At 46.9% G+C, this 23,650-nt stretch carries 21 protein-coding genes and 1 pseudogene; 9 read left to right on the plus strand and 13 right to left on the minus strand.

The annotated features are described in order from the left end of the window. Positions 1 to 112: 112 nt before the first annotated feature. The 5 genes from KUA48_RS03730 to KUA48_RS03750 all read right to left on the minus strand — a co-directional run bounded on the left by KUA48_RS03730 (position 113) and on the right by KUA48_RS03750 (position 5,128). Positions 113 to 1,360: a DUF4861 domain-containing protein gene (locus tag KUA48_RS03730; protein ID WP_218432761.1), complete on the minus strand. Its 1,248-nt coding sequence runs from the start codon at positions 1,358 to 1,360 to the stop codon at positions 113 to 115. A gap of 32 nt (positions 1,361 to 1,392) precedes the next feature. After that, on the minus strand, positions 1,393 to 2,409 hold the full coding sequence (locus KUA48_RS03735; RefSeq protein ID WP_218432760.1) for a glycosyltransferase family 2 protein: 1,017 nt from the start codon (positions 2,407 to 2,409) through the stop codon (positions 1,393 to 1,395). A 2-nt stretch (positions 2,410 to 2,411) separates the two neighbouring features. Continuing rightward, positions 2,412 to 3,296 carry a TIGR01212 family radical SAM protein gene (locus KUA48_RS03740; RefSeq protein ID WP_118191749.1) on the minus strand — a complete coding sequence of 295 codons (885 nt, stop codon included), beginning with the start codon at positions 3,294 to 3,296 and terminating at the stop codon, positions 2,412 to 2,414. A 101-nt stretch (positions 3,297 to 3,397) separates the two neighbouring features. Next, entirely contained in the window at positions 3,398 to 4,828 is a 1,431-nt protein-coding gene (gene mtaB, locus KUA48_RS03745) for a tRNA (N(6)-L-threonylcarbamoyladenosine(37)-C(2))-methylthiotransferase MtaB (RefSeq protein ID WP_218432759.1), read from the minus strand. 129 nt (positions 4,829 to 4,957) lie between these two features. After that, a complete protein-coding gene (locus tag KUA48_RS03750; protein WP_022122035.1) occupies positions 4,958 to 5,128 on the minus strand; it encodes a hypothetical protein in 171 nt (56 codons plus the stop codon). 444 nt (positions 5,129 to 5,572) lie between these two features. Between KUA48_RS03750 and KUA48_RS03755 the strand changes: the two genes are divergently transcribed. Next, the gene (locus tag KUA48_RS03755; RefSeq protein WP_218432755.1) at positions 5,573 to 6,745 is read left to right on the plus strand and encodes an MFS transporter; all 1,173 of its coding nucleotides are present in this window, start codon (positions 5,573 to 5,575) and stop codon (positions 6,743 to 6,745) included. A 100-nt stretch (positions 6,746 to 6,845) separates the two neighbouring features. Here the strand turns inward: KUA48_RS03755 and KUA48_RS03760 are convergent, their stop codons facing one another. Continuing rightward, positions 6,846 to 9,398, minus strand: a complete 2,553-nt coding sequence (locus tag KUA48_RS03760) for a prolyl oligopeptidase family serine peptidase (protein ID WP_218432753.1) — start codon at positions 9,396 to 9,398, stop codon at positions 6,846 to 6,848. 260 nt (positions 9,399 to 9,658) lie between these two features. Here KUA48_RS03760 and KUA48_RS03765 point away from each other — a divergent pair, with 260 nt between their 5' ends. Further along, positions 9,659 to 11,899, plus strand: coding sequence for an outer membrane beta-barrel family protein (locus KUA48_RS03765; RefSeq protein ID WP_218432752.1), 2,241 nt, complete (start codon positions 9,659 to 9,661; stop codon positions 11,897 to 11,899). 33 nt (positions 11,900 to 11,932) lie between these two features. Next, positions 11,933 to 12,151: pseudogene (locus tag KUA48_RS03770) on the plus strand (cystathionine beta-lyase); the annotation flags it as partial. A gap of 77 nt (positions 12,152 to 12,228) precedes the next feature. Here KUA48_RS03770 and KUA48_RS03775 read toward each other — a convergent pair. Both KUA48_RS03775 and KUA48_RS03780 read right to left on the minus strand, forming a co-directional pair. Then, the gene (locus KUA48_RS03775) at positions 12,229 to 14,415 is read right to left on the minus strand and encodes a helix-turn-helix domain-containing protein (protein WP_153073214.1); all 2,187 of its coding nucleotides are present in this window, start codon (positions 14,413 to 14,415) and stop codon (positions 12,229 to 12,231) included. A gap of 35 nt (positions 14,416 to 14,450) precedes the next feature. Beyond that, positions 14,451 to 14,972 carry a nitroreductase family protein gene (locus KUA48_RS03780; protein ID WP_153080056.1) on the minus strand — a complete coding sequence of 174 codons (522 nt, stop codon included), beginning with the start codon at positions 14,970 to 14,972 and terminating at the stop codon, positions 14,451 to 14,453. Positions 14,973 to 15,142: 170 nt separating this feature from the next. Between KUA48_RS03780 and KUA48_RS03785 the strand changes: the two genes are divergently transcribed. Together KUA48_RS03785 and KUA48_RS03790 are read left to right on the plus strand one after the other, a co-directional pair. After that, positions 15,143 to 16,279, plus strand: coding sequence for a Y-family DNA polymerase (locus tag KUA48_RS03785; RefSeq protein ID WP_218432750.1), 1,137 nt, complete (start codon positions 15,143 to 15,145; stop codon positions 16,277 to 16,279). 372 nt (positions 16,280 to 16,651) lie between these two features. Then, positions 16,652 to 18,052, plus strand: a complete 1,401-nt coding sequence (locus tag KUA48_RS03790; protein WP_218432748.1) for an NAD(P)/FAD-dependent oxidoreductase — start codon at positions 16,652 to 16,654, stop codon at positions 18,050 to 18,052. Between the two features lie 128 nt (positions 18,053 to 18,180). Here the strand turns inward: KUA48_RS03790 and KUA48_RS03795 are convergent, their stop codons facing one another. After that, positions 18,181 to 18,513: a cupin domain-containing protein gene (locus KUA48_RS03795; protein ID WP_218432742.1), complete on the minus strand. Its 333-nt coding sequence runs from the start codon at positions 18,511 to 18,513 to the stop codon at positions 18,181 to 18,183. A 91-nt stretch (positions 18,514 to 18,604) separates the two neighbouring features. Beyond that, complete coding sequence (locus KUA48_RS03800) at positions 18,605 to 19,153, minus strand: NUDIX hydrolase (protein ID WP_153073211.1); 549 nt, start codon at positions 19,151 to 19,153, stop codon at positions 18,605 to 18,607. Positions 19,154 to 19,339: 186 nt separating this feature from the next. On the opposite strand from KUA48_RS03800, the gene KUA48_RS03805 reads away from it, so the two are divergent. Further along, a complete protein-coding gene (locus tag KUA48_RS03805; RefSeq protein ID WP_022120868.1) occupies positions 19,340 to 19,810 on the plus strand; it encodes a GAF domain-containing protein in 471 nt (156 codons plus the stop codon). Positions 19,811 to 19,814: 4 nt separating this feature from the next. Here the strand turns inward: KUA48_RS03805 and KUA48_RS03810 are convergent, their stop codons facing one another. After that, entirely contained in the window at positions 19,815 to 20,654 is an 840-nt protein-coding gene (locus tag KUA48_RS03810; protein ID WP_228112643.1) for a prolyl oligopeptidase family serine peptidase, read from the minus strand. A gap of 267 nt (positions 20,655 to 20,921) precedes the next feature. Between KUA48_RS03810 and KUA48_RS03815 the strand changes: the two genes are divergently transcribed. Genes KUA48_RS03815 through KUA48_RS03825 form a run of 3 tightly spaced genes read left to right on the plus strand, consistent with a single transcriptional unit; the run spans position 20,922 to position 22,215 of the window. After that, complete coding sequence (locus tag KUA48_RS03815) at positions 20,922 to 21,383, plus strand: peroxiredoxin (RefSeq protein WP_117727864.1); 462 nt, start codon at positions 20,922 to 20,924, stop codon at positions 21,381 to 21,383. Between the two features lie 30 nt (positions 21,384 to 21,413). Beyond that, positions 21,414 to 21,677 (plus strand): GlsB/YeaQ/YmgE family stress response membrane protein, encoded by a 264-nt coding sequence (locus tag KUA48_RS03820; protein WP_022120864.1) that lies wholly within the window; start codon positions 21,414 to 21,416, stop codon positions 21,675 to 21,677. Between the two features lie 31 nt (positions 21,678 to 21,708). Next, entirely contained in the window at positions 21,709 to 22,215 is a 507-nt protein-coding gene (locus tag KUA48_RS03825; RefSeq protein ID WP_153094093.1) for an HD domain-containing protein, read from the plus strand. 93 nt (positions 22,216 to 22,308) lie between these two features. Here the strand turns inward: KUA48_RS03825 and KUA48_RS03830 are convergent, their stop codons facing one another. Beyond that, complete coding sequence (locus KUA48_RS03830) at positions 22,309 to 22,851, minus strand: carbonic anhydrase (protein ID WP_117587733.1); 543 nt, start codon at positions 22,849 to 22,851, stop codon at positions 22,309 to 22,311. A gap of 37 nt (positions 22,852 to 22,888) precedes the next feature. Further along, on the minus strand, positions 22,889 to 23,611 hold the full coding sequence (locus KUA48_RS03835; protein ID WP_118063813.1) for a phosphatase: 723 nt from the start codon (positions 23,609 to 23,611) through the stop codon (positions 22,889 to 22,891). Positions 23,612 to 23,650 lie beyond the last annotated feature (39 nt).

Consider the following 23,650-nt stretch of genomic DNA (forward strand, 5'->3'; position numbering starts at 1 on the left):
CGCATTCGCAAAAAAAATGGGTTTTTCTCTTAAATTTGTTTGCAAAATAGCCAGCAATGAGCAAAACGTAAGGCTTTTTTGCTCATTGCTGACTATTTGCGCAGTTTTCTGCTTATCGGATGATGACAGAAACTGAAACCTGAACCGGCTCTTCTATCTGCTTCTTCCAGGCTTTCAACCACTCATACCACTCCTTCTCGCCCTTGAAACCATAGGTTTCGTTGGCACTGGTATAAGCAAGCTTATAACTGAGCTGGCTGCCTGCAGGTTTCACCACCTGAGTATAGCAATCCTTATTGGCTGGCTGCTGACTAACCAGGGCTGACTGTGGCACATAAATGCCCAAGCCTACGGTCTCCAGCTTGTGCTTTCCATCGTCCTTGCCTGTTGGCCAGTCGCTGCCGTAACAGCCTCGCAATCCCTTGCCATCAGCAAATTCGCTGGAACCCTTTACGTTAATGAGTCCTGTAGCAAACTGATAATCAGAAACATCCTTGTTGAAGAATACATCTACATCGAAATCGCGATGACCGGCATAGATGGTGTAACGGATGGTGGCATTGACAGGCTTCAAGCCCGGAGCCGGAACCCAACCCTTATCCACTACCTCGACGATGGCACGGAGCGGACCTTCTGAAATGACGCACTGCTCCTGGTATTTCACGTTGTTGAACAGCACCTGGTCTTTACCGTCCCAGCCACGGAGCGCACCCAGTCCGTAGGTATTGCCTACCCAGAGGCAATCATCGCCCGAACCAGCCTGAATCTGCTCTTCTGAAGGATAGAACTGCGTATCCTGAACCACCAGTCCCTTGTTGATTTTGCCATAAAGGTCGATGGTCTGACGATGGTCGAAATAAACACGCATGGCAATCAGTTCGCTTTCGAAACAGATGCCATGAGAATGGACGTAGTGATAAGGGTCCTTGGTCTTCTTATCAAACGAGATGCTACGCAGATAAATATCCTGCCTGTTCTTAGCCAGCTTCCTGTTTCTGCTTGGCAGACAGAGTTCGGCAAAGGTACGAGCCGGATACTGTGCCTGCTCGCCCTCACGATAGAGGTGCACCTGATAGGTCTTGGTTTCTTTCTTGCCCAAATCGGCAAGGAAACAGAGTTCATCGTTGGTACAATCGCGGTTGATGTCGTCGAGCTGTGAAGGAATCTCCTTACCGTCAACGGTTACTACAGCGCGCTGAATGTCACCAATAGCTCCCAACTTGCTGAGATCTACCACCACCGGAGCATCGGTTCTTGCCACCTTGGAAGGATTGGAAACCGACACCTGGAAATTAACCTGCCCCTGGGCTGACAGAACTATCAGCGAAACCAGCGCCATCATCATTTGTTTTTTCTTCATAGATTTTATTTTTAAGTTTGTTTATTAATAGTCTACAACTGCGAGAAGAGTTTCTTGCCCTTGGCGTAATATTGCCAGATGATAGAGAGATTGTAAACCTGCGGAATCTCCTCCTTCACCCTGCCCGCCTGTATCTTTCTGCGATCTTCGTCAAACTCATGTTTCCATGCCTTGAAAGCCCTACGCGCCTTGAAGATAGCCTTGAAGTCACCCCAGTTGCGATTCAGAACCAATGTCTCGAAAGCAGCAAGGTAATCCAGGAATCTGCGCATACGCATCACATGAGCCAACTCCGTATCACTCAGATTCTTATAAAGCATGGTTAAATTATTTCTGAAATTCAGATAAGTCTTCATCGGATTGCTTTTCGGCAGGGTTCCACCACCCACATGATAAACCTCACTCTCAGGAATGCAGTAGATTTTTCTGCCCATCAGACGCAAGCGCCAGCAAAGATCTATCTCTTCATTATGAGCAAAGAAACGGCCGTCTAAACCGCCAGCAGTCCAATAATCCTTTGAGCGGATCATCATACAGGCACCCGTAGCCCACAATATTTCCTGCTGGTAATCATACTGCCCGTTATCGCGCTCTACCGTATCAAAGATGCGGCCGCGACAGAACGGATAGCCGTATTTGTCGAGGAATCCGCCGCAAGCGCCAGCATACTCAAAGCTGTCCTTATCGTATTCGGCAAGCAACTTAGGCTGGCAGGCAGCCACCTGCTGATGCGAATCCATAAACTCGATGAGCGGTGTAAGCCAATGATGCGAAACCTCCACATCGCTATTCAGGAGCACGTAATATTCTGCATCAATCTGCTTCAAGGCACGGTTATAGCCTTCAGCAAAGCCGAAATTCTGCTCCAGCACGATGGTCTTCACCTGAGGAAACTGAGTCTCCAGAAGGTGCATCGAACCATCAGAAGAAGAATTGTCTGCCACCCAGATTTCAGCATCCTGACGGGAATATTCGATGACATTCGGAAGATACTTTGCCAGCATCTTCTGTCCATTCCAGTTTAATATAACGATTGCTACTTTTGCCATATTTATTGTAAACTCTTTAATCTGTTATTCAGGAGATTGGTAAACTCATAGTTCTTGAGTCCCCATTTGGGAGCAACCAGCAGTTCTTTGGGAGACTGACTGACGAAGCGCTCCAGCACCAAATCCTTTCTGAGCAGACGGATGTATTTCACGATGACATCAATATATTCCTCTACCGTGTAAACATGGAAGGGATGCTCAGCATATTCCTGTGCCAGCCGGGTGCCCCTGATAATCTGCATCTGATGAATCTTGAGAATATCAAGCGGCAAGGAAGAGATGAGAGGAGCCTGGCGCAGACTTTCTTCCGCATCTTCTCCCGGCAAGCCGATGATGATGTGGCCGCCCGTAAGGATTCCCCTGGCATGAGTACGCTCTACGGCACTACGGCAACAGGCAAAATCATGTCCGCGGTTGATGCGTTTCAAGGTTTCATCATTGGCACTCTCAATGCCATATTCCACCAGCACGAAGGTTCGGCGGTTCAGTTCTTCCAGATAATCGAGCAATTCATCGCTCACACAATCCGGACGGGTTCCGATAACGATTCCCACCACATCTTCCACCTCAAGAGCCTCTTCATACATCTGCCTCAGTTGCTCCACCCTGGCGTATGTATTGGTATAAGCCTGGAAATAAGCCAGATATTTCATATCAGGATACTTCCTGCTGAAGAAAGCCTTTCCCTCCTCCAGCTGTTCAGTAATCGACTTTTTCCGGTCGCAATAGCTCGGATTGAAGGTGCGGTTGTCGCAATACGTACATCCGCCACTCGAAATCCTTCCATCTCTGTTAGGACAGGAGAATCCCGCGTCTATCGAAATCTTCTGAACACGGAAATCAGGAAACTGCTTCCGGATCCATGTTCCAAAATCGTTGTAATACATTGGACTTTGAACTTTACGATTAACCCTTTTTACTTAGCCCTATTAACTATAAACTATTAATTATAAACTATCAACAAGCCCTATTTACTATAAACTATCAACTAAAGAAGCTCTCCCTTCAGCGCCGTCTTATCGTGATTGAAATCACCCAGGCGAACCTTGATAAGTTGGTTGTCGTATTCTTCCTTGGCGAGAGCCGGCGAAAGTTCTACGCGGATATAGTTCTTGGTGAATCCATGCATTGCCTTGCCTCTTGGCGCCTTTTCGAAGAGAACCTCAGCCTCAGTACCGATGTATTGGGCATAGAATTCCTGCGTCTTCTGATCGCTCAACTCCAACAGTCGCTTGGAGCGCTTCTTCTTCTCCTTCTCGTCAACCACATACGGAATCTTCAAGGCAGCCGTGCCCGGACGCTCAGAATAAGGGAAGACATGAAGCTGGGTAACAGGCAGACTCTTCAGGAACTCATAGCATTCTTCAAAACACTCCGGAGTTTCGCCGCGACAGCCCACCATCACATCAACACCGATAAACGCATCAGGCATTTTCTCCTTGATAAGATTCACCTTGTGGGCAAAGAGCGCCTTGTCGTAACGGCGGTGCATCAGCTTGAGCACCTCATCGCTTCCGCTCTGCAGAGGAATATGGAAATGAGGCATAAAAGCACGGCTCTGGGCACAATACTCTATGAGATCATCATCACAGAGATCAGGCTCCAGACTCGAAATGCGGTAACGCTTGATTCCTTCTACCTGATCCATCGCCTTGACAAGGTCGATGAATCGCTCGTGGGTAGTCTGACCGAAATCACCGATATTCACACCGGTAATGACGATTTCCTTACCGCCTTCAGCAGCCGCCTGCTCACATTGAGCCACAAGCGACTGGATGCTTGGGTTGCGCGAATTGCCTCGGGCAAATGGAATGGTGCAATAGGTGCAATAATAATTGCAGCCGTCCTGCACCTTCAGGAAATAACGGGTACGGTTGCCACGCGAGCAAGAAGGCTGGAAGGTCTTGATTTCCTTCGTCTTCACGCTATAATGCTGATGAAGAGCCGCAGCATCGCCGTTCTGAGAACTTTCCGTATCGACGTTCTGAGGAGTTACCGCATCGCCGTTCTGAGGGGACTGAGCAGTCAATCCGTTTTCCTGGGCAAATTTCTGCGCCCATGCATCGCTGAGATATTGAATCAAGTGCGCCTTCTCGTTAGCACCCAACACGAGATCTACACCCTCTATCTTGCTGACATTCTCAGATTCGAGCTGCGCATAACAGCCCGTCACGATAACGAATGCACCCGGATTGTTTCTCACCATCCGGTGGATAGCCTGACGGCATTTATGATCGGCAACTTCTGTTACCGAGCAGGTGTTAATCAGACAAATATCAGCTTTCTCCCCCTTTTTAGCAGTAATGACGCCCATATCTTCGAGCATTTTGCCAAAAGTGGAAGTTTCAGAGAAGTTGAGTTTGCAGCCTAGCGTATAGTAAGCTGCCTTTTTACCTTGGAAGGCACTTGAATCTATCATAAATTATCTTTTCTAATATTCTAAAAGGTAACCTAAAAAAATGAAACATAGTCTCTATAAAACGAAAAAGCCGCTAGACCGAAGTCCAGCGGTTGTTTCTCTCATTTTTCGTTCGCAAGTAATTTCAAATTACTTAGCAGAATCAGCAGCAGCTGTATCAGCAGCAGCAGTGTCAGCAGCAGTTGTATCTACCTGAGCTGTGTCAGAATCAGCAGAAGCTGTGTTCTGAGCTGTTTTGTTACCACATGATGCGAAAGAGATAGCTGCGATAGCTACGAACATAAAAACTAATTTCTTCATTTTCTTTGCTTTTTTAAAATCTGTAAAACAATCATTTGTTCTTTTGAACGATGCAAAGGTAAGCATTTTTTTGATACGTTGTTCTTTTTTTTGCGATTTTTTTTTAGGTGATTTTGTAATAAAATTACAAATCGCTAAAAATCAGCCACTTACAAAATGCTAACAAAGGTTAAAGTTTTTAATGTGCTCGGAAACAGCCTAATTTTAACACTTTTCGGTGTTTTTAGCGTAACAAGGGTGCGCGCCAACACCTCTTCAGAGCAGCACTATATACATATAATAAGGTACGCGCGAGAGGGAAAGAACAGAAACTTTTTCTGCATGAGAAAGAAGATTTTCTGCATGAGAGAGAATATTTTCCCAAGAAATCGTTCCCAAAAACTTTGATTGCCGAGAATTTTTTCGTAACTTTGCACTCAAAACAAAGAAACAAACAGACAGAAAATGATACAGCTAAAAGAAAATCAGGGCATTCCCCGCAGCATTCTTCTGATGATGGCTATCGTCGCAGGACTCACCGTAGCCAACTGCTACTACAATCAGCCGCTTCTCGAACTCATCCGCCACGACCTGGATATTACCGAGCAGAAGGCTAACCTCATCACCGTCATTACCCAGATAGGTTATGCGCTGGGCTTATTCTTCCTCATTCCCTTGTGCGACATGCTTTCGCGCAAGAAACTCATCCTTGTCAATATGACCATTGCTGCATTGATGGCTATCGTGATGGCTGCAGCGCAAAACGTTTGGATGCTCTGGGGAGCTTCACTGCTGATTGGCGCCTGTTCGGTGATTCCGCAGTTCTTCATTCCGATAGCCGGACAGTTTTCGGAGCCCAAGAACAAGAGCAGGAATATGGGCATTGTACTCTCCGGACTGCTGACGGGCATTCTTGCCTCACGAGTAATCAGCGGTTACATCGGCGAATGGCTGGGATGGCGGGAGATGTTTATCATAGCTGCTTTCGTGATGGTGTTTTGCATGGGAATCATGCTGCTGATGATGCCTGAAATGAAGCGCAACTATGTAGGAACCTACCGAGGGCTGATGACCACGATAGCAGAAATTTTCTTTTTCCATTCTTCTATCCGCATCTATTCCACCCGTGCAGCCTTCGGGTTCGGCAGTATGATGGCAATATGGTCTTGTCTGGCGTTCCATCTGGCGCAGCCACCTTTCAGCGCAGGAAGTGATATGGTAGGAATGCTCGGACTTTGCGGAATCATGGGAGCCGTTGCTGCCAGTGGTGTTGGAAAACTGATTCCTAGGTTTGGCATTCGAAAATTCAATCTGTTCGGAGCAGGAATGCAGATCATCGCCTGGGCAATAGCCTTGCTTTTCGGCAACACTTACGCCGGACTCATCGCAGCCATCATCCTGGTTGACATCGGTCTGCAATGTCAGCAGCTCAGCAATCAGAGTGGTTGTCTGCAGGAGATTCCGCAGGCTTCCAACCGCGCCAACACCATTTTCATGACCAGCTATTTCATCGGTGGTTCGCTAGGCACTTTCTGTGCCGGATACGTCTGGACGCAAGCCGACTGGCTAGGTGTCTGCATCGTAGGAATCGCCTTCGCCATGATTTCTCTGCTTATCACGCTAAACTGCAAGAAATAAACATATAAAAGAAAAGAGATTATATTCCCGACTTACAGGAACATAATCTCTTTTCTTATTTTGATAGAGACTGAAGCTGGCATTTCTGCCGAAGCTTCAACTACATCTTTTCATCACCATACATTTCCGTCCACCAGGAAGCATCGTCCTGCAACCACTTGGCAAACCAGGCAAAGATGGTGTTCTGCCATTTCAGTCGCTTCTCGTAGTCGATGATGTGATGATCCTGACCATCTACCAATACCATCGCCGTAGGACGGCCAAGGAGTTTCAGCGCTGTATAGAGCTGGATACTCTCGCCCACAGGCACATTATTATCAGCCGTGCCGTGAACAAACAGCAGCGGAGTATGAATCTTGTCGGCATTATAGAGCGGACTCTGATCTACAAAGAGATGCTTGTTGGTCCAAGGATATTCGTTCGCCATAGAAACTTCGCTGTAGCTGTAGCCCCAATAGCCCTCACCCCAATAGCTGGTGTGGTCGCTGATGCCTGCATGAGAGATGGCAGCAGCAAAGAGGTCGGTCTTGGTCTGAAGATACTGAGTCATGAATCCGCCGTAGCTGGCGCCGATGCAGCCTATCTTCTTACGGTTTACGAAAGCATGCTCATCACAGAAAGCCTGGGTGCTGGAGATGATGTCTTCAGCCACTCCCTCGCCTGCCGTATCTACATGGCGGGCTGAGAATTTCTGACCGAATCCGGTAGCTCCACTAGGATTCACAACCAGTACTACATAGCCCATTGCCGCATAAACATGATGAGGATAACGGCTCTGGAACATGCGGCTCGTAGGACTGCAACCGCCATAATAGTTCACTATCATCGGATACTTCTTAGCAGCATCAAAATGAGGTGGCAGATAGTAACGGCAGCAAAGGGTGTCGCCTCTTGAATTGACAAAATTCCAAGCCTTGCATTCGCCCAGTTCAACATCCTTCAACTCGCGCGCACTCAAATCGTCAACCAATTGCGATTTCAGCGCCTTCGTATTCATCTTATAGAGTCGGTCAGCATTGGATGCACTCTGACCGGAGAAAGCCATTTCTGCTGCAGAAGATGCAAGCGAGAAACTCTTGATGTACTCTTCAGGAGTCTTGAGAAGCGTAAACTTACCCGATTTCGGATTGAGCTGGAAGAGATGCACGCAATCCTTATCTTCTGCCGTGAAGTAGATGTTGCCATCTGCCTTACTCCAATCCACACTCTGCACATTCGGATTGAAATCCTTGGTCAGCGGACGAACCTTCTTATCCGACAAGGTCATCAGATAGAGCTGGGTGTCGATCATGCTAGGTGTCTGTCCTTCTTCCACATTCTTTCCTATGCCGTTGAAAGCTTCCGGCGAAGCGCTCACGAGAATGCTCTTGCCATCCGGCGAGAACTGGGCGCTGTTCAGAAATTCGCCCTTTTCTATCAGGGTTTCTACCTTTGGCGTTGTGGCTGAAGATGCATTCATACTGCCCAAATCCAGGCGGTAGAATGATGTCAGGGTTGTAGGACGCTTAGTGAGTCGCTCCTCTTCCTTTCCTATCAGCAGATAACGCGAATCGGCAGAAATATCCATCAGATAGATGTTGTGGTAACCGAAGGTAAGCGGCTGGAGAATGCCCGATGCAAGATCATATTTGGCGAGATTGCTACGCTCGCGCCAACCAGGCTGTCTGTCTTCCGGTTCTTTTACATCATAAACTTGCGGATCCTTTTTTCTGCCTTCAGTAGTGAGCGTATAGATGAGCGTTTTTTCATCGGGTGTAAACTGGAACCAGCCTTCAGGAAGATGGCTTGCCAGCACTTCGCGCTCCATCGTCAGCGGATTGATGGTGATGAGCTGCAATGTGCCATCCTGCTTTTCTTCTCCGGCAATACTGCTGTCGCTCGCCTTCTGGGTGAAATACAGTTTATTGCTTGCAGGCATCCATTTTACGCTTTCCTCAAATGTAGCCATCACTCTGTTAGTCTGATAGTTGCGCAATTCATTAATGCTATGGTTATTACCTTTTCTATCTACCCAGGTTTTCCGAACTACAATAAACTTTCCGTTTGGTGAGATAGAAACACTCGGATAGTTGGGCGCACAAATCACATCATAGATGTTATAGGTACGCTTTACCGTCGCATCGCCTACAGAAAGCGGAGCACCGTTGGCTGCGGTTACGGTCAACTTGATAGATTTCTTATCAGCAGATGCATTCTTCCGGGTAAGATATTTGATGACAACTGTATGCTGCGAAGGAGTCAGGATGGTTTCAGCCTTATCGCCGTTCACCGCTACCTGTTCGCCGTCTACGAACAGGCGGTATTGCTCCAATCCTTCTACCGCAATGGTTGCTTTAGTGCGCTGGGTGTTAGATACGCAGAAAGAAGCCAGATGGAGCGCATCCTGCTGCTTGTCGGCAAGGAGTTGGGCTGCACTCACCTCCTTGCCCTTATTTAATAAGGTGAAAGACAGTGGCGAATCGAGCAGCTGCTTAAGGTCGAACGCTTCGCCCTTGATGTTCACACTGTCAGCCATCCAAGGCTGTGCTACGGCATAGGGGCCTGCATATTTCAGCGTTTTCACCTCTATAGTTTCGGCACTGGCAGAGATTGAAGCCATCAGGGCAGCTGCCAGCAGTCCGCTTTTTGTTGTTTTCAGAATCAGTTTATTCATAAATGTCCTTATTTTTGATTTTGGTGCGAAATTACAAATAAAATTCGAGATAAACGAATGTTTCTGTTACAATTTGCTTTTTTTGCTGCATTTTTGCCATACAAATGTTATCTCTACGTTAACCGGATGAGCCAGTAGGTTATTGTTGGGTTAAACCCCTCTCCCATTCATTGCTGTTTCAAGAAAACACCTTATCTTTGCATCGCCAATCTACAAAAGAAAGGCGCATGAACTTAAAAAGAATAAGAAAAGGGAAGAATATGAAACAGAAATCATTGATATTGATGAGCACCCTGCTCGTCTGCTCACTCGAAAGTTTCGCACAGAGTGATGTCGAGAAAAACGACTCGATATGGAAGGACTTCGACCTGGCAAGCGTTACCGTGGTTGCCTCGAAACCTCTGGTAAAAATGGAGACCGACAAGATGACCTACAACGTGCAGCAGGATGCTGACGCCAAGGCCTCTACCGTTCTCGACATGCTGCGCAAGGTGCCGATGGTTACGGTAGATGGACAGGACAATATCACCGTGAACGGTTCATCTAGTTTCAAAGTGTATGTGGATGGAAAGCCGAATCCGATGTTCTCTGCCAACCCTTCGCAGATTTTCAAGGCAATGCCGGCAACTATGGTAAAAAACATAGAAGTAATCACCAATCCGGGAGCCAAATATGATGCTGAAGGTACGGGCGGCGTGCTCAACATCGTACTCAACAAGCAAGCAGTGAATGGAGCCGGAGGCAACGACTTCAGCAATGGCTATAATGGCAACATCAGTGCAGCTGCCGGCAACCAGACACAGCGCATCTCCGCCTTCATCAGCGGCCAGCAGGGCAAGCTCACCTATAGTGCCAACGGAATGTACAATCATCAGCGCATGGATGGAACCACCATCTCCTTCGACCGATTCCAGAAGGATGGCAGCACGATGAACTATTACCAGAATTCGGATATGAAGCAGCCTTTCTCTATGGGCAACATCAGTTTGAGCTACGAACTCGACTCGCTGAGCAGCATCAGCGCTACGACAGGACTGACCACCTTCAACCAGAAAATTACAGGCCATCCACTCACAAAGATGACAGGCGGAATCTATGGCAAAGGATTCGAATATGGCAATGAGATGAAACAGAATCTGGGCAATACCTCCTTCAACGGAAGCATCGATTATCAGCGATTTTTCAACAAGGAGCGCACGAACTACCTCATTCTCAGCTATCTCTTCAGCACCAACCCATCTCACACTGACAACTATACGTTCTACGACGACATCAGCCATGTAACGGCTCTCCAGCTCAACGACCTACTCTCGAAGAGCAAGATGCGCGGCACAGAACATACTTTCCAGGCAGATTTTACCCATTCGCTCAGCGCCACCCAGCGCCTGAATTTCGGAGCCAAATACATAGCCCGCATCAACAGAAGCAATTCACGCTACTACGATGTGGCGGCAGATAAAACAGAGACGCTGAACCCTGCCAACAGTATGGAGTATAAGAACACCCAGAACATTCTTGCCGCCTATGCTGAATGGAAGGGAAACTTCGGAAAGATAGGAACCATGCTGGGAACCCGATACGAACAGACCTGGGAGAAAGTGAAGTTTGAACAGGGTAAGGGTGATGATTTTGATAAAGATTACGGCAATCTCGTACCGAGCGCCAGCATCTCTTACGCCATCGCTCCAGGCATGAATCTCGGTGTGAACTACAGCATGCGCATCACCCGTCCGGGAATTACCTACCTCAACCCTTATGTTGACCGCAGTAATCCTACCGCCATTAGCTATGGTAATACAGACCTCGACGTGGTGAAGTCGCATCAGGTGAACATGGTATTTAATTATTACAATCCACGATTCATTCTGAGTACAACTCTGGGCTACGGATTCTGCAACAACCAGATAGAGCAGTATTCGTTCATCGATGCAGACAACCTGCTCAACACCACCTACGGCAATGTTTCGAAAACCCGCAACGCCAGTCTGAATGTCTTTGCCAACTGGCTGGTGTTCAAGAAGACGAGATTGATGCTGAACGAGAGTCTGAGCTACAATGATTTGCGAAGTGAAGTATTGGGATGGAAGAATCATGGCTGGAACAGCAGTACGATGATCAATCTGCAACAGACACTTCCTTGGGAGTTGCAATGGACAATAGGAAGTATCATTCAGAGCAAACAGCACAACCTGCAAGGCTATCAGAGCGGAATGTCATTCTTCTACTCCACCCTCTCCAAATCCATCGTCAAGGATAAGCTGGACTTGAGTCTGATGTTCCTCACACCAACCGATGACAAGCTCAACATCAAGCAGAAAACTGTGGGTTCAGACTATGTACAGAATATGACGGTAAAGGTGCCTCTGCGCCAGATCAGCCTCACACTCACCTGGAAATTCGGCAACACCAAGAAGCAATTCCAAAAGGTGAAATCCAACATCAAAAATGATTTCCAGGAAGAAAAGCAGGGCATTCAGACAGGTGGAATGAACAGCCAGTAGGAAGACAAATAACAGGACATAATCAATAGGAATCCACAGGCTTCCTTCCTCGTATGGCTCAACTGCCGAGACCTGCATCTTTCACACGATGCGCTTCTCGACCTATTCATCGACAAGGCTCATCTGGCATTGAATGATGGGGAGATGTTCGGACCTGGCGGAGAAGGATTCATGCGATTGAATGTGGCTGCACCAAGAAGTGTTATCAAACAGGCTTTACAGCAGTTGGAAAAGGCTGTGAGCCAACTCTAGATTTTTAAGAAAAACAATAGCCGTAACTACTGCAAATATAGTTACGGCTATTATTATAATATGGTGGAAGAAAACCTTTATTCCCCCTCCATCAAATCATGAACCAGTTTGATTTCGTAATAATCAATACCAGCTCCCAAAGCTTCCTTTATTTCACTAAAAAGCTCCAATTCAGGATGAGCCTTCATGAAATCACGGATTTTCTTTTCATGGGCACTTGAAATCAGCGCCCGCAGTCCAATCTTTCCTTCTTTCACATAAGGAGTAAGATGACCAATAATGGTACCTTTGGTATAACCCCGCTTAGCAGCAATCTGATCTACCGTCATTCCCTGCATATAGAAATCATAACTTACCTCCTTCGAAGCGACTTTCGGCACCTTCGGTTCATTCGGTTTCTTCTGTCTCCTTGACTTTCTACCCGAACCGCTATCTGATGAGGCATCTGCATCCAACAGCAAGAACTGGGCCTTCTTTTTCAGATAATCTGTTACCGTGAATTCTGCACTACATTCATACTTCAAAAGCCGTTCTTTTAATTTTACATCCTCTGAGAAAACAGAGAAGCGGTCTTCAAACTGTTTCCTAGCCACCTTGTTGTCTGTATCAAGATTCGACTTTCTGATTAAATCACTCAGAATGCCGATTTTGTCAAGAAAATACATAGCTCCCTTATGAATACGGTCTTGCAGCTCAGCCTGTCTTACATCAGGATTTCGGGCAAGCATACCCGTATACTGCACACGGAATTTATCCGATACGGCTATCAGACTCTTCAGCACCACCTGCAACTTCTGATACTCGCTTACCACGCGCGGATATTTACCATTAAAAAACTCTACCAGGCAGCGCATCAGATGCTCATAGCTGGCTCTGATGGAATAAAAATCGAAGAGTTCGCTGATGCAATAAATGATGTATTGCAGCTCCAGGCTGCTGATTTGCTCCTGACTAGGCGCAGCAAGCTGGCTGGTGAACGCATCCACCGTCTGACTGCTGATAATGGCTCCGCGAGAAAGCGGTTGACTGAGCACCATGCCCTCCAAAGTCTTGCAGCGGCTCAGTGCCACATAGGTCTGACCATGGGTAAAAGAATGAGAAGCATCGATGATGGCATGTTCGAAAGTAAGTCCCTGACTCTTGTGGATAGTTATCGCCCACGCCAGACGCAGAGGATACTGCATGAATTTTCCTTCCACCGTCTCCTCTATCTCCTTGGTTTTCTCGTTCAGCGTATATTTCGCATTGGTCCACTCCATTTTCTCCAGGTCAAATTCCTCGCCCGAATCCTTACTGCGAACGGTAATCTTGCTGCCGTCTTCATCGGTCCTAACCCCTATCACCTCGCCTATCATACCATTATAAAAACGGTGCTGCGGGTCGTTCTTGATGAACATCACCTGGGCTCCCGGCTTCAATGTGAGCTTGAAATCGGCAGGATAAGATGTTTCTGGGAAATCGCCCTCTATTTCTGCTGTAAAAGAAAATGACTGCGCAGGCAAGGCAGCGAGCTGCTGTTCGTTGATATACTGGGCAGGTGCATTATGGGTGGTAAGCCTGATATAATTGCCCTCCTTAGGTGGTACAAAATTTGGAATATAGCGCTGGTTCAGAGCCTGCAGCGTAGCTTCAGAAGCCTTATTCTCCCTAATCTGGTTGAGCAGCGAGATAAACTGTTCATCCTGCTGCCTGTACACCTTCTTAAGTTCGATGGTGAGATAACCCACCTGCTTCAGAGCATTGCTGCTGAAGAAGAAAGGAGTATCATAATGCTGCCCCAGCAGATGCTCTTCCTGTGGCGTAACCACGGGTGCCAGCTGCTGCAAATCGCCTATCATCAGGAGTTGCACACCACCAAAAGGCAAATCGTGGCGCTTGCGATACTGGCGAAGCACAGAATCTACAGCATCGAGCAGATCGCTGCGCACCATACTGATTTCGTCGATAACGAGCAGGTCGATACTGCGGATGATATTGCGCTTGAGCTTGCTGAACTGATAGCGTTTCTGTTCGCCGCTGCCAAAGGTCGTGCCCGGCACGTATGGCGAGAAGGGAAGCTGGAAGAACGAATGGATGGTCATTCCTCCGGCGTTGATGGCTGCAATGCCCGTAGGAGCAAGCACAATCATTCGTTTTGGCGACAGTTCTTTCAATCGCTTGAGGAAGGTCGTCTTACCTGTGCCCGCCTTTCCGGTAAGGAAGAGGTTGGCATTTGTCTTTTCTATGATATTCCATGCCAGGATGGATTCTTCGTTCATTTCCATACAGCTTCTTTTTTGTACCAGATTTTATATCAGAACTAGATTTCTTCCGTGATTTCGCTCATCTCCTTGCGCTTCTTCTCTGTGCGTGGACAGTCTTCAGCAATATGACCTACAGGAATGATTACCACCGCCTCATAGCCCTCGCGAGCAAAGAACTGCTGCATCTTCTCCGTATCGTAATTGCAGACCCAGCAGGTACCCAGTCCCTTTTCGGTGGCAGCCAGACAGAGATGCTCTGCCGCTATCGCCACATCAATATCGCCATGCGGTTTCTCATCATATCTGCGCACCCAGTTCTCATTCACGTTTTTCATACCTATAATATATATAGGAGCCGTCTTGAACCATTCGCGGTCGTAGCACTCCTGCAGTTTCTTCTTCGCCTCTTCTGAGCGCACGATGAGCCAGCGCCAAGGCTGCCTGTTCACTGCCGATGGTGCCAGGCGCACACACTCCATGATATAGTCCAGATCCTCCTGGCTCACCGCCTCCGGAGTAAACTTGCGAGCCGAAAAACGCTCCTGGCTCAATGCCAACATGTTATTCTTATCATTCATATCGTTCAGTTTTATAATGTTTCAATACTAGCTTATGACCACAAAGGTAAGAATAAATCACGAAACGACAAAAAACTTGAATGAAAAACTATCGTTTTCGGATTATTTTTTGTATTTTTGCACATTATACCAGGATTTCTGGTGAGAACAAGAGGTGTTAATGATAAGATATGATAGGACTGGCAGACTGCAACAACTTCTACTGTTCGTGCGAGCGAGTGTTTCGCCCCGACCTGACAGGAAAGCCCGTGGTTGTATTGAGTAACAACGACGGGTGCGTCATCGCACGCTCTGAAGAAGCTAAGGCATTGGGCTATAAGATGGGCGACCCCTTCTATCAGGTGAAGGAAAAACTGGAGGCTGAAGGAGTGGCTATCTTCTCGAGCAACTATACGCTCTACGGTTCGCTCTCCAACCGCGTGATGTCGATGCTATCCCATTATTCCCCACGCATCGACCAATACTCTATCGATGAGAGTTTCTTCGAGGCAGACGAATCAATGGCGAAAGTTTTCTTTCGGGAGCATACGGAAGACCATCCTACTTTGTTCAATAAAATAACAATAGACGAGCTGTCAGAAAAGCCCGATAGCCTGCTCTATCGCTATGGCTCCAAAATATCGGCAGATGTACTTCGGGCTGTTGGAATCCCGATATCCGTAGGCATTGCAGAAACGAAGACATTGGCGAAAATCGGCTCTAAATTCGCCAAGAAATACAAGGGCTTCCAAGGCTGCTGCCTCATCGACACAGATGAACGGAGACACAAGGCGCTGTCTCTCTTCCCCGTAGAAGATGTATGGGGAATAGGCAGACAGATAGCCCGAAAGCTCGATTATATGGGCATCAGGACCGCCGCTCAGTTTGCCGACAAGAAAGAAAGTTGGGTCCGCAGCCATTTCAATATCACCACCCTAAGAACATGGAAAGAACTGAATGGCGAAAGCTGCATCAGCATCGAGGAATTACCGCAGAAGAAGAGCATCTGCACCAGCAGGAGTTTTGCCAACGAGGGCATTACCGACAAAAATGTGATAGAAGAAGCCGTGGCTAATTTCGCTGTACGTTGTACAGAAAAATTAAGGAGACAAGGTAGCCTCACCCGACCATCCTCGCCAGCAAGACCTCTTCGACCCCATCGACCGAAGCAAGCAAAAAAGCTGATGGAGGCTATCGACGCCATCAACCGGAAGAATGGTTATGGCACCATACGCCAGGCCATACAAGGCACAAATTCAAGATGGATGAGAGCGGCACCTTCGGCTGGCTCATCCCATGGAACAAGAACTTCTCCCCTATCCGGGTAGATGAAACCAACCGCTTCATGATCTGGGGCGTGGTTACCTATGTGATTCACCAGATTGCGGAATGATAAAAAAAAGAAAAACTCCCATCATGAACAAGCCCGAAGCCTTGGAAGTATATTCCTTCAAGCCATCCACCGCCAAAGTAAAAATGCTATCTGCATATTACATTTTGTAACATCATTTGCAAGAATATAAAATGAGAACGATTGCAACAAGCTTCAATCCCATATTTCTACCCATCTTCTTTTGCCGCCTCATAAAAAAGTTGTACCTTTGCAATCGAATTTTCTGCGAGTACCAGGCATTGCGCCTTATAAAGAATAGAATTTTCAGCAAATATATGTAATTAATATATAAAAAACAGAAGTAGTTATGAGCATTAATATCAAGAGAAATCAGTTGAAGAGAGTAGTGATTGTAGGTGGCGGACTCGGTGGCCTTCGCTTGGCAGAAGACCTGAGCAAGGCAAACCTGCAGGTGGTGTTGATTGATAAGAATAACTTCCATCAGTTTCCTCCACTTATCTATCAGATTGCCTCAGCAGGTATCGACCCAAGCTCCATCTCCTTCCCTTTCCGCCAGATTTTCCGCAAGCGCAAGAACTTCTACTTCCGCATGGCAGAGGCGAGAGCCGTATTCCCAGACAAGAAGATTCTGCAAACTTCCATCGGTAAGATTGAGTACGATTACCTGGTGTTCGCAGCAGGAACCACTACCAATTTCTATGGCAATGCCAACATCGAGAAGTGGGCTATTCCGATGAAGACCGTTTCAGAGGCAATGGGATTGCGCAACGCTGTGTTGAGCAACCTGGAGCGTGCACTGACTTGTGCCACAGAAGAGGAGCGACAGGAACTCCTGAACGTGGTCATTGTAGGCGGTGGTGCCACAGGTGTAGAGATTGCCGGAGCCCTCTCTGAAATGAAGCGCTACGTGATTCCTTATGATTATCCTGATATGGACTCATCTCTGATGCACATCTATCTTCTGGAAGCGGGCGACAGACTGCTCGCCGGAATGTCACAGGACTCTTCTAAGAAAGCATACGAATTCCTTACCAGTATGGGTGTGGATGTACAGTTTGGCAAAATGGTAACCGACTACAAGGACCACAAGGTCCTGATGAAGGACGGTCAGGAGATTCCTACCCGCACCTTCCTCTGGGTATCAGGTGTAAAGGCACAGCCTATCACGGGTATCGATGGCGACCATCTGGGCCGTGGTTTCCGAATCGTAGTAGATGAATTCAACCGCATCCCTGGCATGGACGGTCTCTTCGCCATCGGCGACCAGTGTATCCAGACCACAGCCCCAGCTTATCCTGGCGGTCATCCACAGTTGGCTCAGGTAGCCATTCAGCAGGCAGCACTCCTGGCTAAGAATATCCAGAAGATTGCGAAGGCAGATGAGGAGAATGAGAAGCATCCTGGTTCTTCAGCCCCAAACATCGACCAGCAGCTCAAGCCTTTCCGCTACAAGAACCTGGGTTCTATGGCTACCATCGGAAGACACAAGGCTGTAGTAGAGCTTGGCAAGTTCCACAGTCAGGGCTTCTTTGCCTGGGTATTGTGGCTGGTGGTTCACCTCCGCTCCATCCTCGGAGTAAAGAACAAGGTAATGGTATTGCTCAACTGGCTCTGGAAGTACGTGAGCTACAACGATTCCATCCGAATGATTACCTACGCCACCAAGCCTAAGGAAGTGCGCGACCGATTGAAGCGTGAGCAGACCACCCACCTCGGCACCGACTTGCTAGAGAATGAAGAAGAGTAATATGAAGAAAATAAAAACGATGAAAGTCCAGCTTGGAGCCTTTAAGAGAGAGGCATCCGAGTTGGACTTTCTTTTTACATTTTCCTCAGGAGGAATATGATATGGTTTTCCCAGATACTTCAAGGATATTAATGATGCTCAGGCACAATGGCGAGATACACCAGATCATGATCTGTGAGATTCTCCATATAATGAGCATGGTTCATTGGGCAGTAATGCACCTGTCCCTGGCGAATCTCTTCTACGACATCATCATAATGGAAAGTAGCAGTGCCGCTTACCACATAGATAATCTCGCAGTTGCCCTCGTGAGTATGAAGACCAGTTGATGCACCCGGACGCAAGGTAGAATACATAATCTTCACCTTGTCATCCACATAGTTACGAGTATCAAGTTTACCCTGTCCACCCTTGAAGCCCTCCAAATGAGCCTCAGCAATTTTTTCGAAATCTATTACCATTTTTATAATATTTAATGTTTATTGTTTAATGTTTACTTTGCTCGAGCAAACGAAGTTCTGCTGTTTGCTCGAGCAGATGAAGTCCTGCAGCTTACTTTGCTTTCGCAAAATACTTCCAAAGCGGAGCCGCCATCAGGCTTTGCCAGATTTCTCCCTTCTCTAGCATATCCATCACTTCATCCCTGGAGAAGAGGCGAACCTCGATATCCTCAGCCTGGTCAAGATGCTGAACATCCATGCGCTCCACATCCGTAGCCAAATAGCAATGGGTAAGATTGGTATGAGTGCTCGGATTAGCCGAAATCGTCATCCACTTCTGCCAGTTTCCGCCACCGAACCCAGTCTCTTCCATCAGCTCTCGCTTGGCAGCCGCCATCGGGTCCTCGCCCTTCTCTATCACTCCTGCGCAGAGTTCATTCACCGTCTTACCTATCGCATAGCGATACTGGCGCACAAATACGAACATTCCGTCCTTCGTAATGGCGATGGTGTTCACCCAATCGGGATATTCCAGCACGTAATATTCATCGATAATGGCTCCCGTAGGCAATTCCACCTTATCCACTCGTGCCGTGAGCCATGGCTTCTCTATCAGATACTTCTGCGAGAGCGTCTTCCATTTCATATCTTTATCAGCCATTTTCTTACTTCACATTTTAAAAACTGGATTTTCTTTATTTTAATTGATGGTGCAAAAGTACGAAAAAAGATTGAAAGGATAGAAATAATTCTATGAAAATGACAGTATTTCAATTATTTTTATTACTTTTGCAGAGATAGAATATCTAAACAGATAATAGACACAGAATTGAAAAGTAAAAACATCATGGCAGAACATCTTATTATAAAAGGAGAAACGAAGGAGGAACTTTACGCCACGCTCCTCCCTCAGCTCAAGTCGCTCGTAGAGGGCGAAAGCGACATCATCGCCAATATGGCGAATATTTCAGCATGCATCATGGACACCTTCCACTTCTGGTGGGTGGGCTTCTACCGGGTCATCGACGGAACCCTTGTGCTGGGTCCTTTTCAGGGACCGCTGGCCTGCACCCGCATCAAAAGGGGCAAGGGAGTTTGCGGCACAGCTTGGGACAAGGCGGAAACCATCGTGGTAGAAGATGTTGAGAAATTTCCGGGGCATATTGCCTGCAGCAGCGCCTCCCGTTCGGAGATTGTAGTACCTGTTATCAGGAATGGTGAGGTAATCGCCGTACTGGATATTGACAGCGAACACCTCAGCACCTTCGATGATATTGATAAGAATTGGCTGGGGAAGGTAGCAGAACTGTTCACCTGATTCCTTAATATTCATTTCCCTCTTGCTTGATCACACTCGGACCATCGATGAGTTCAGGCTGAGGGGCATTTCTGTTCACATCACCATATGCTCTGCCCAGATCACTCATCGTAAAACTGATGTTGCGGTTCACGGGTCTGTCCTTATCTGAAAGGCTGTGAGAGAAGAGCCACTGATAGGTTTTCTTCAGATAAAACACGCGGGCAGGGGTACCGTGATTGGCACCCTTCCACCAGTCGTATATCAATCGGGTATCCTTGCCATCCTTTTCAAGTTTATCTACCACAACCTTCGATTGCTTGACCGGTACTGCCCTATCTGCTGTGCCATGGATAATCCAGAATGGCAAATCGCCCAATCCACTCACATCCTTATACGAACAGCCGCCACACAGCGCCATACCGGCAGCTATCCTATCGGGATAAGTAGCACAGACATCCATGGTGCCATAACCGCCCAAACTCATACCCAAGACATAAACTCTATTAGAATCGCATGGGTAATTCTTCTTCACCCAGTCTAGCATATCCATGATTTTCTTCGGATTCCAGGCTCCTCCCGGATTCTGCGGAACGATGGTCAGCGCATCAATATCGCGCCCCTTGACGATGGCATCAAGCGGTCCGTATCTTCTCACCTTATTCAGATTTCTTCCACAAAGACTGGCACCATGCAGAAAGATGATGACCGGTGTCTGCTCTTGCGAATAGAAATAATCTACCGGCGTATAAACCCAGAAGTTGTAACCTCCCGGAATCTCATCTTTCACAGCTCGCAGAAAGTCGTAAGCCGACATGCTGCATACGGAAAGACAGAATAATATAAACAAAAATATCTTCTTCATTTTCTTCCTTTTTTACCTGTTTAGTATCACGCTCCCTGTTTCATACGATGAACGTTCATCACACAAAAGTAAGTAAATATCAGCATATTACCAAATATCCTCCCAATATTTTTCTTTTTTTTATCCAAAAGAAAGATTCGTTTAAACTTCCAGGTAGAAAGATAAACAACGATTATTTGTGTTAAAAATCATAAGAATCACATCGGTTCGCATTATTTTTATTATCTTTGCATCATAACAAGACATATAATAAATAAATATAGAATTATGAATGTAGGAGATAAAATACCAGAGATTCTTGGCATTGACCAGGACGGACGTGAGATAAAGGCAAGCGATTATCGTGGTCGCAAGATTGTGCTCTACAGTTATCCGAAGGCTAACACCAGCGGATGCACTGCCGAGGCCTGCTCACTGCAGGCACATAAGGAGGAGCTGGCAGCAGCCGGTTATGAGATTATCGGCGTAAGCAAGGACAAGCAAGCTCTGCAGAAGAAGTTTGCCGAAACCAAGGGTTTGCAGTTCCCTCTTATCGCAGATACCGAAACCACCCTACTGCAGGAACTCGGCTGCTGGGGCGAGAAGGTAACCTGCGGCAGAAAGACCATCGGCATCCTCCGCACTACCTATCTTGTCAACGAAGAAGGCGTCATTGAGAAGATCTTCACTCCTAAAGAGATCAAGACCAAGATTCATGCCGAGCAGATTCTGGATTACATCCATCAATAAAGAACAAAACGAACGAAGTGGGAAAAAAATATGTTAGAACACATTGCAGATTTCACAGCGTGGCCAATCCTTACGGGAATTTTCATTGGCTATATTGCCAACCGCATCATGAGCGGAGAAGGCAAAGGATGTTGTATGAACCTATTCATAGGTATTGTGGGCAGTTATGCCGGCGCCATCATCAGCAATCTACTGAACATAGAACTGTTTGGCAAGGGTTATCTTACCAACTTCGTCTTCTGCGTCATTGGCGCCATAGCGGTATTGTGGATTTGGAAGAAGCTCTTCGATTAGTATTCTTTTTATTGGTAAAAAACATAAGATTATGACAAACAAGGAATTGATACTCGCCAATTTGATGAGGGCGATGATAAAATATGATGGTAGCGATGCGCCTCGCATCCAGCATTTCGTAAAGGTACACGACTTTGCCCGTATGATTGCAATAGCAGAAGGAATGAACGAGGAAGACCTCTTCGTGCTCGAAGCAGCAGCCATTCTTCACGATGTAGGCATTCACGTTTCAGAAGCCAGATACGGCAACTGCGATGGCAAGCATCAGGAAGAACTGGGTCCTGACGAGGCAAGAAAAGTACTGTCAGAAGTTGAAGGATTCACAGCCGCACAGATAGAAAGAATCTGCTGGCTCATTGCCCATCATCATACTTATAAGGATGTAACCAGCCTCGACCATCGCATTCTGCTCGAAGCAGATTTCCTGGTGAATTCCTTCGAAGACCATCTTGCTCCCGAAGGCATCATCACCTTCCGCAATCATGTCTTCCGCTCGGAGTCAGCAATCAGTATGCTGAATGATATGTGGGGGCTGTAACGAAAGTTACTTTCTTGGAAAGAGCATCATAGAGGGAAGGTGAAAGTACAACAAACTGCTGTTATGTGTTTTAATTAAAATAATACCTTTATTCTATTTCACTTCTGTCAGTTTGCCCGTCTGTGAGTCAATGATATAGCCATGAAGATTGACGTCTTTTGGTACGAGAGGGTGTGTACGGATCGTATTGATGGTATTCCTTACAGAATCCTCTGTGTCGTGGAATCCCTCCAGCCAATGGTCGAGGTCGATGCCGCAAAGCCCGATGGTATCGATAACATTCTGATGGATGCCACGTTTGAGCATCAATTTCTTCATCTGCTGTCCGTTCATGTGGCATGCACCGCAGTTGGAGTGGGCGATGACCATGATTTCCTCTACACCCAATTCGTAGATGGCTACAAGGAGACTACGCATGGCAGAGTCGAAAGGACTGATAACCAGTCCACCGGCGTTCTTAATGAGTTTGGCATCTCCGTTCTTCAGGCCCAAAGCTGCTGGCAGAAGCTCAGTGAGGCGGGTGTCCATACAGGAAAGAATGGCAAGTTTCTTGTCTGGATATTTACTCGTAAGATACTTTTCGTAAGCCTTACTGGCTACGAAGTTTTCATTATACTTGATGATTTCTTCTATAATCATAGTCATGTAAATTGAAATGTGAAACTAAATTTTCCTATTTCTCAGGGGTTGGCTTGAGGTAAGCCATGAATTTCTCTGGCTGATAGTTGAGAACCAGCTCATCCGGGAACTCTGCTTTTTCTACCAGTGGCATAATGTTGCTGTAGTCGGCAATCATCGCAGAGAAGTGGGCATCACTTCCGAAGATGACTGGAGTTTCATACTTCTTGGCAAGTTCCAGCAGTTCCAGATTATTGGGAGCAGCCACCGTCTTGTGGCGGATGGGAGCCATGGAATGGTTGTTGATTTCAAGCAAGGTATGCGTCTCCCTGGAAACTTTCATGAGTTCTTCGAAATCCAGTTCTGCCGTACCATCGCCGGGATGAGAGATAATCTGCACGAAGGGATTGCGCATGGCATTGATGACACCCTGCGTATTCTCCTCCTTACTTCCTCCCTGCCAGCAAAGGCTATGGATGCCTGCTATTCGGATATCCAGCATACGCCAGTAATCCTCGTCGAGATCGATATCTCCCTTCGTATTGAGGATGTTGAGTTCTGCTCCAAGCATCAGTTTGATTCCATAGAGCTGGCGTGGAACACAATGAAGGTTTCTGAAATAAATAGGATCACAGGTACCCGGGATATTGGGACCGTGCTCTGTGATTCCCAAGATATCCAACCCTTTCTCCTTTGCTGCCAAGGTCATTTCCTGCAAACTGCTGAAGGCATGACCTGATGCTATTGTATGTGTATGAACGTCTAATAATGTTTTCATGGGGCAAAGGTAACAAATATTTATAGATTACACAAGAAA

The organism is Segatella copri (genome assembly GCF_019249795.2).
Taxonomy (GTDB): Bacteria; Bacteroidota; Bacteroidia; order Bacteroidales; family Bacteroidaceae; genus Prevotella; species Prevotella copri_B.

Excerpts from the sequence above, each read along its gene's own strand:
- KUA48_RS03730 (WP_218432761.1), bottom strand. The coding sequence starts at position 1,360 with ATGAAGAAAAAACAAATGATGATGGCGCTGGTTTCGCTGATAGTTCTG.
- KUA48_RS03735 (WP_218432760.1), bottom strand. The coding sequence starts at position 2,409 with ATGGCAAAAGTAGCAATCGTTATATTAAACTGGAATGGACAGAAGATG.
- KUA48_RS03740 (WP_118191749.1), bottom strand. The coding sequence starts at position 3,296 with ATGTATTACAACGATTTTGGAACATGGATCCGGAAGCAGTTTCCTGAT.
- mtaB (WP_218432759.1), bottom strand. The coding sequence starts at position 4,828 with ATGATAGATTCAAGTGCCTTCCAAGGTAAAAAGGCAGCTTACTATACG.
- KUA48_RS03750 (WP_022122035.1), bottom strand. The coding sequence starts at position 5,128 with ATGAAGAAATTAGTTTTTATGTTCGTAGCTATCGCAGCTATCTCTTTC.
- KUA48_RS03755 (WP_218432755.1), top strand. The coding sequence starts at position 5,573 with ATGATACAGCTAAAAGAAAATCAGGGCATTCCCCGCAGCATTCTTCTG.
- KUA48_RS03760 (WP_218432753.1), bottom strand. The coding sequence starts at position 9,398 with ATGAATAAACTGATTCTGAAAACAACAAAAAGCGGACTGCTGGCAGCT.
- KUA48_RS03765 (WP_218432752.1), top strand. The coding sequence starts at position 9,659 with ATGAAACAGAAATCATTGATATTGATGAGCACCCTGCTCGTCTGCTCA.
- KUA48_RS03775 (WP_153073214.1), bottom strand. The coding sequence starts at position 14,415 with ATGGAAATGAACGAAGAATCCATCCTGGCATGGAATATCATAGAAAAG.
- KUA48_RS03780 (WP_153080056.1), bottom strand. The coding sequence starts at position 14,972 with ATGAATGATAAGAATAACATGTTGGCATTGAGCCAGGAGCGTTTTTCG.
- KUA48_RS03785 (WP_218432750.1), top strand. The coding sequence starts at position 15,143 with ATGATAGGACTGGCAGACTGCAACAACTTCTACTGTTCGTGCGAGCGA.
- KUA48_RS03790 (WP_218432748.1), top strand. The coding sequence starts at position 16,652 with ATGAGCATTAATATCAAGAGAAATCAGTTGAAGAGAGTAGTGATTGTA.
- KUA48_RS03795 (WP_218432742.1), bottom strand. The coding sequence starts at position 18,513 with ATGGTAATAGATTTCGAAAAAATTGCTGAGGCTCATTTGGAGGGCTTC.
- KUA48_RS03800 (WP_153073211.1), bottom strand. The coding sequence starts at position 19,153 with ATGGCTGATAAAGATATGAAATGGAAGACGCTCTCGCAGAAGTATCTG.
- KUA48_RS03805 (WP_022120868.1), top strand. The coding sequence starts at position 19,340 with ATGGCAGAACATCTTATTATAAAAGGAGAAACGAAGGAGGAACTTTAC.
- KUA48_RS03810 (WP_228112643.1), bottom strand. The coding sequence starts at position 20,654 with ATGAAGAAGATATTTTTGTTTATATTATTCTGTCTTTCCGTATGCAGC.
- KUA48_RS03815 (WP_117727864.1), top strand. The coding sequence starts at position 20,922 with ATGAATGTAGGAGATAAAATACCAGAGATTCTTGGCATTGACCAGGAC.
- KUA48_RS03820 (WP_022120864.1), top strand. The coding sequence starts at position 21,414 with ATGTTAGAACACATTGCAGATTTCACAGCGTGGCCAATCCTTACGGGA.
- KUA48_RS03825 (WP_153094093.1), top strand. The coding sequence starts at position 21,709 with ATGACAAACAAGGAATTGATACTCGCCAATTTGATGAGGGCGATGATA.
- KUA48_RS03835 (WP_118063813.1), bottom strand. The coding sequence starts at position 23,611 with ATGAAAACATTATTAGACGTTCATACACATACAATAGCATCAGGTCAT.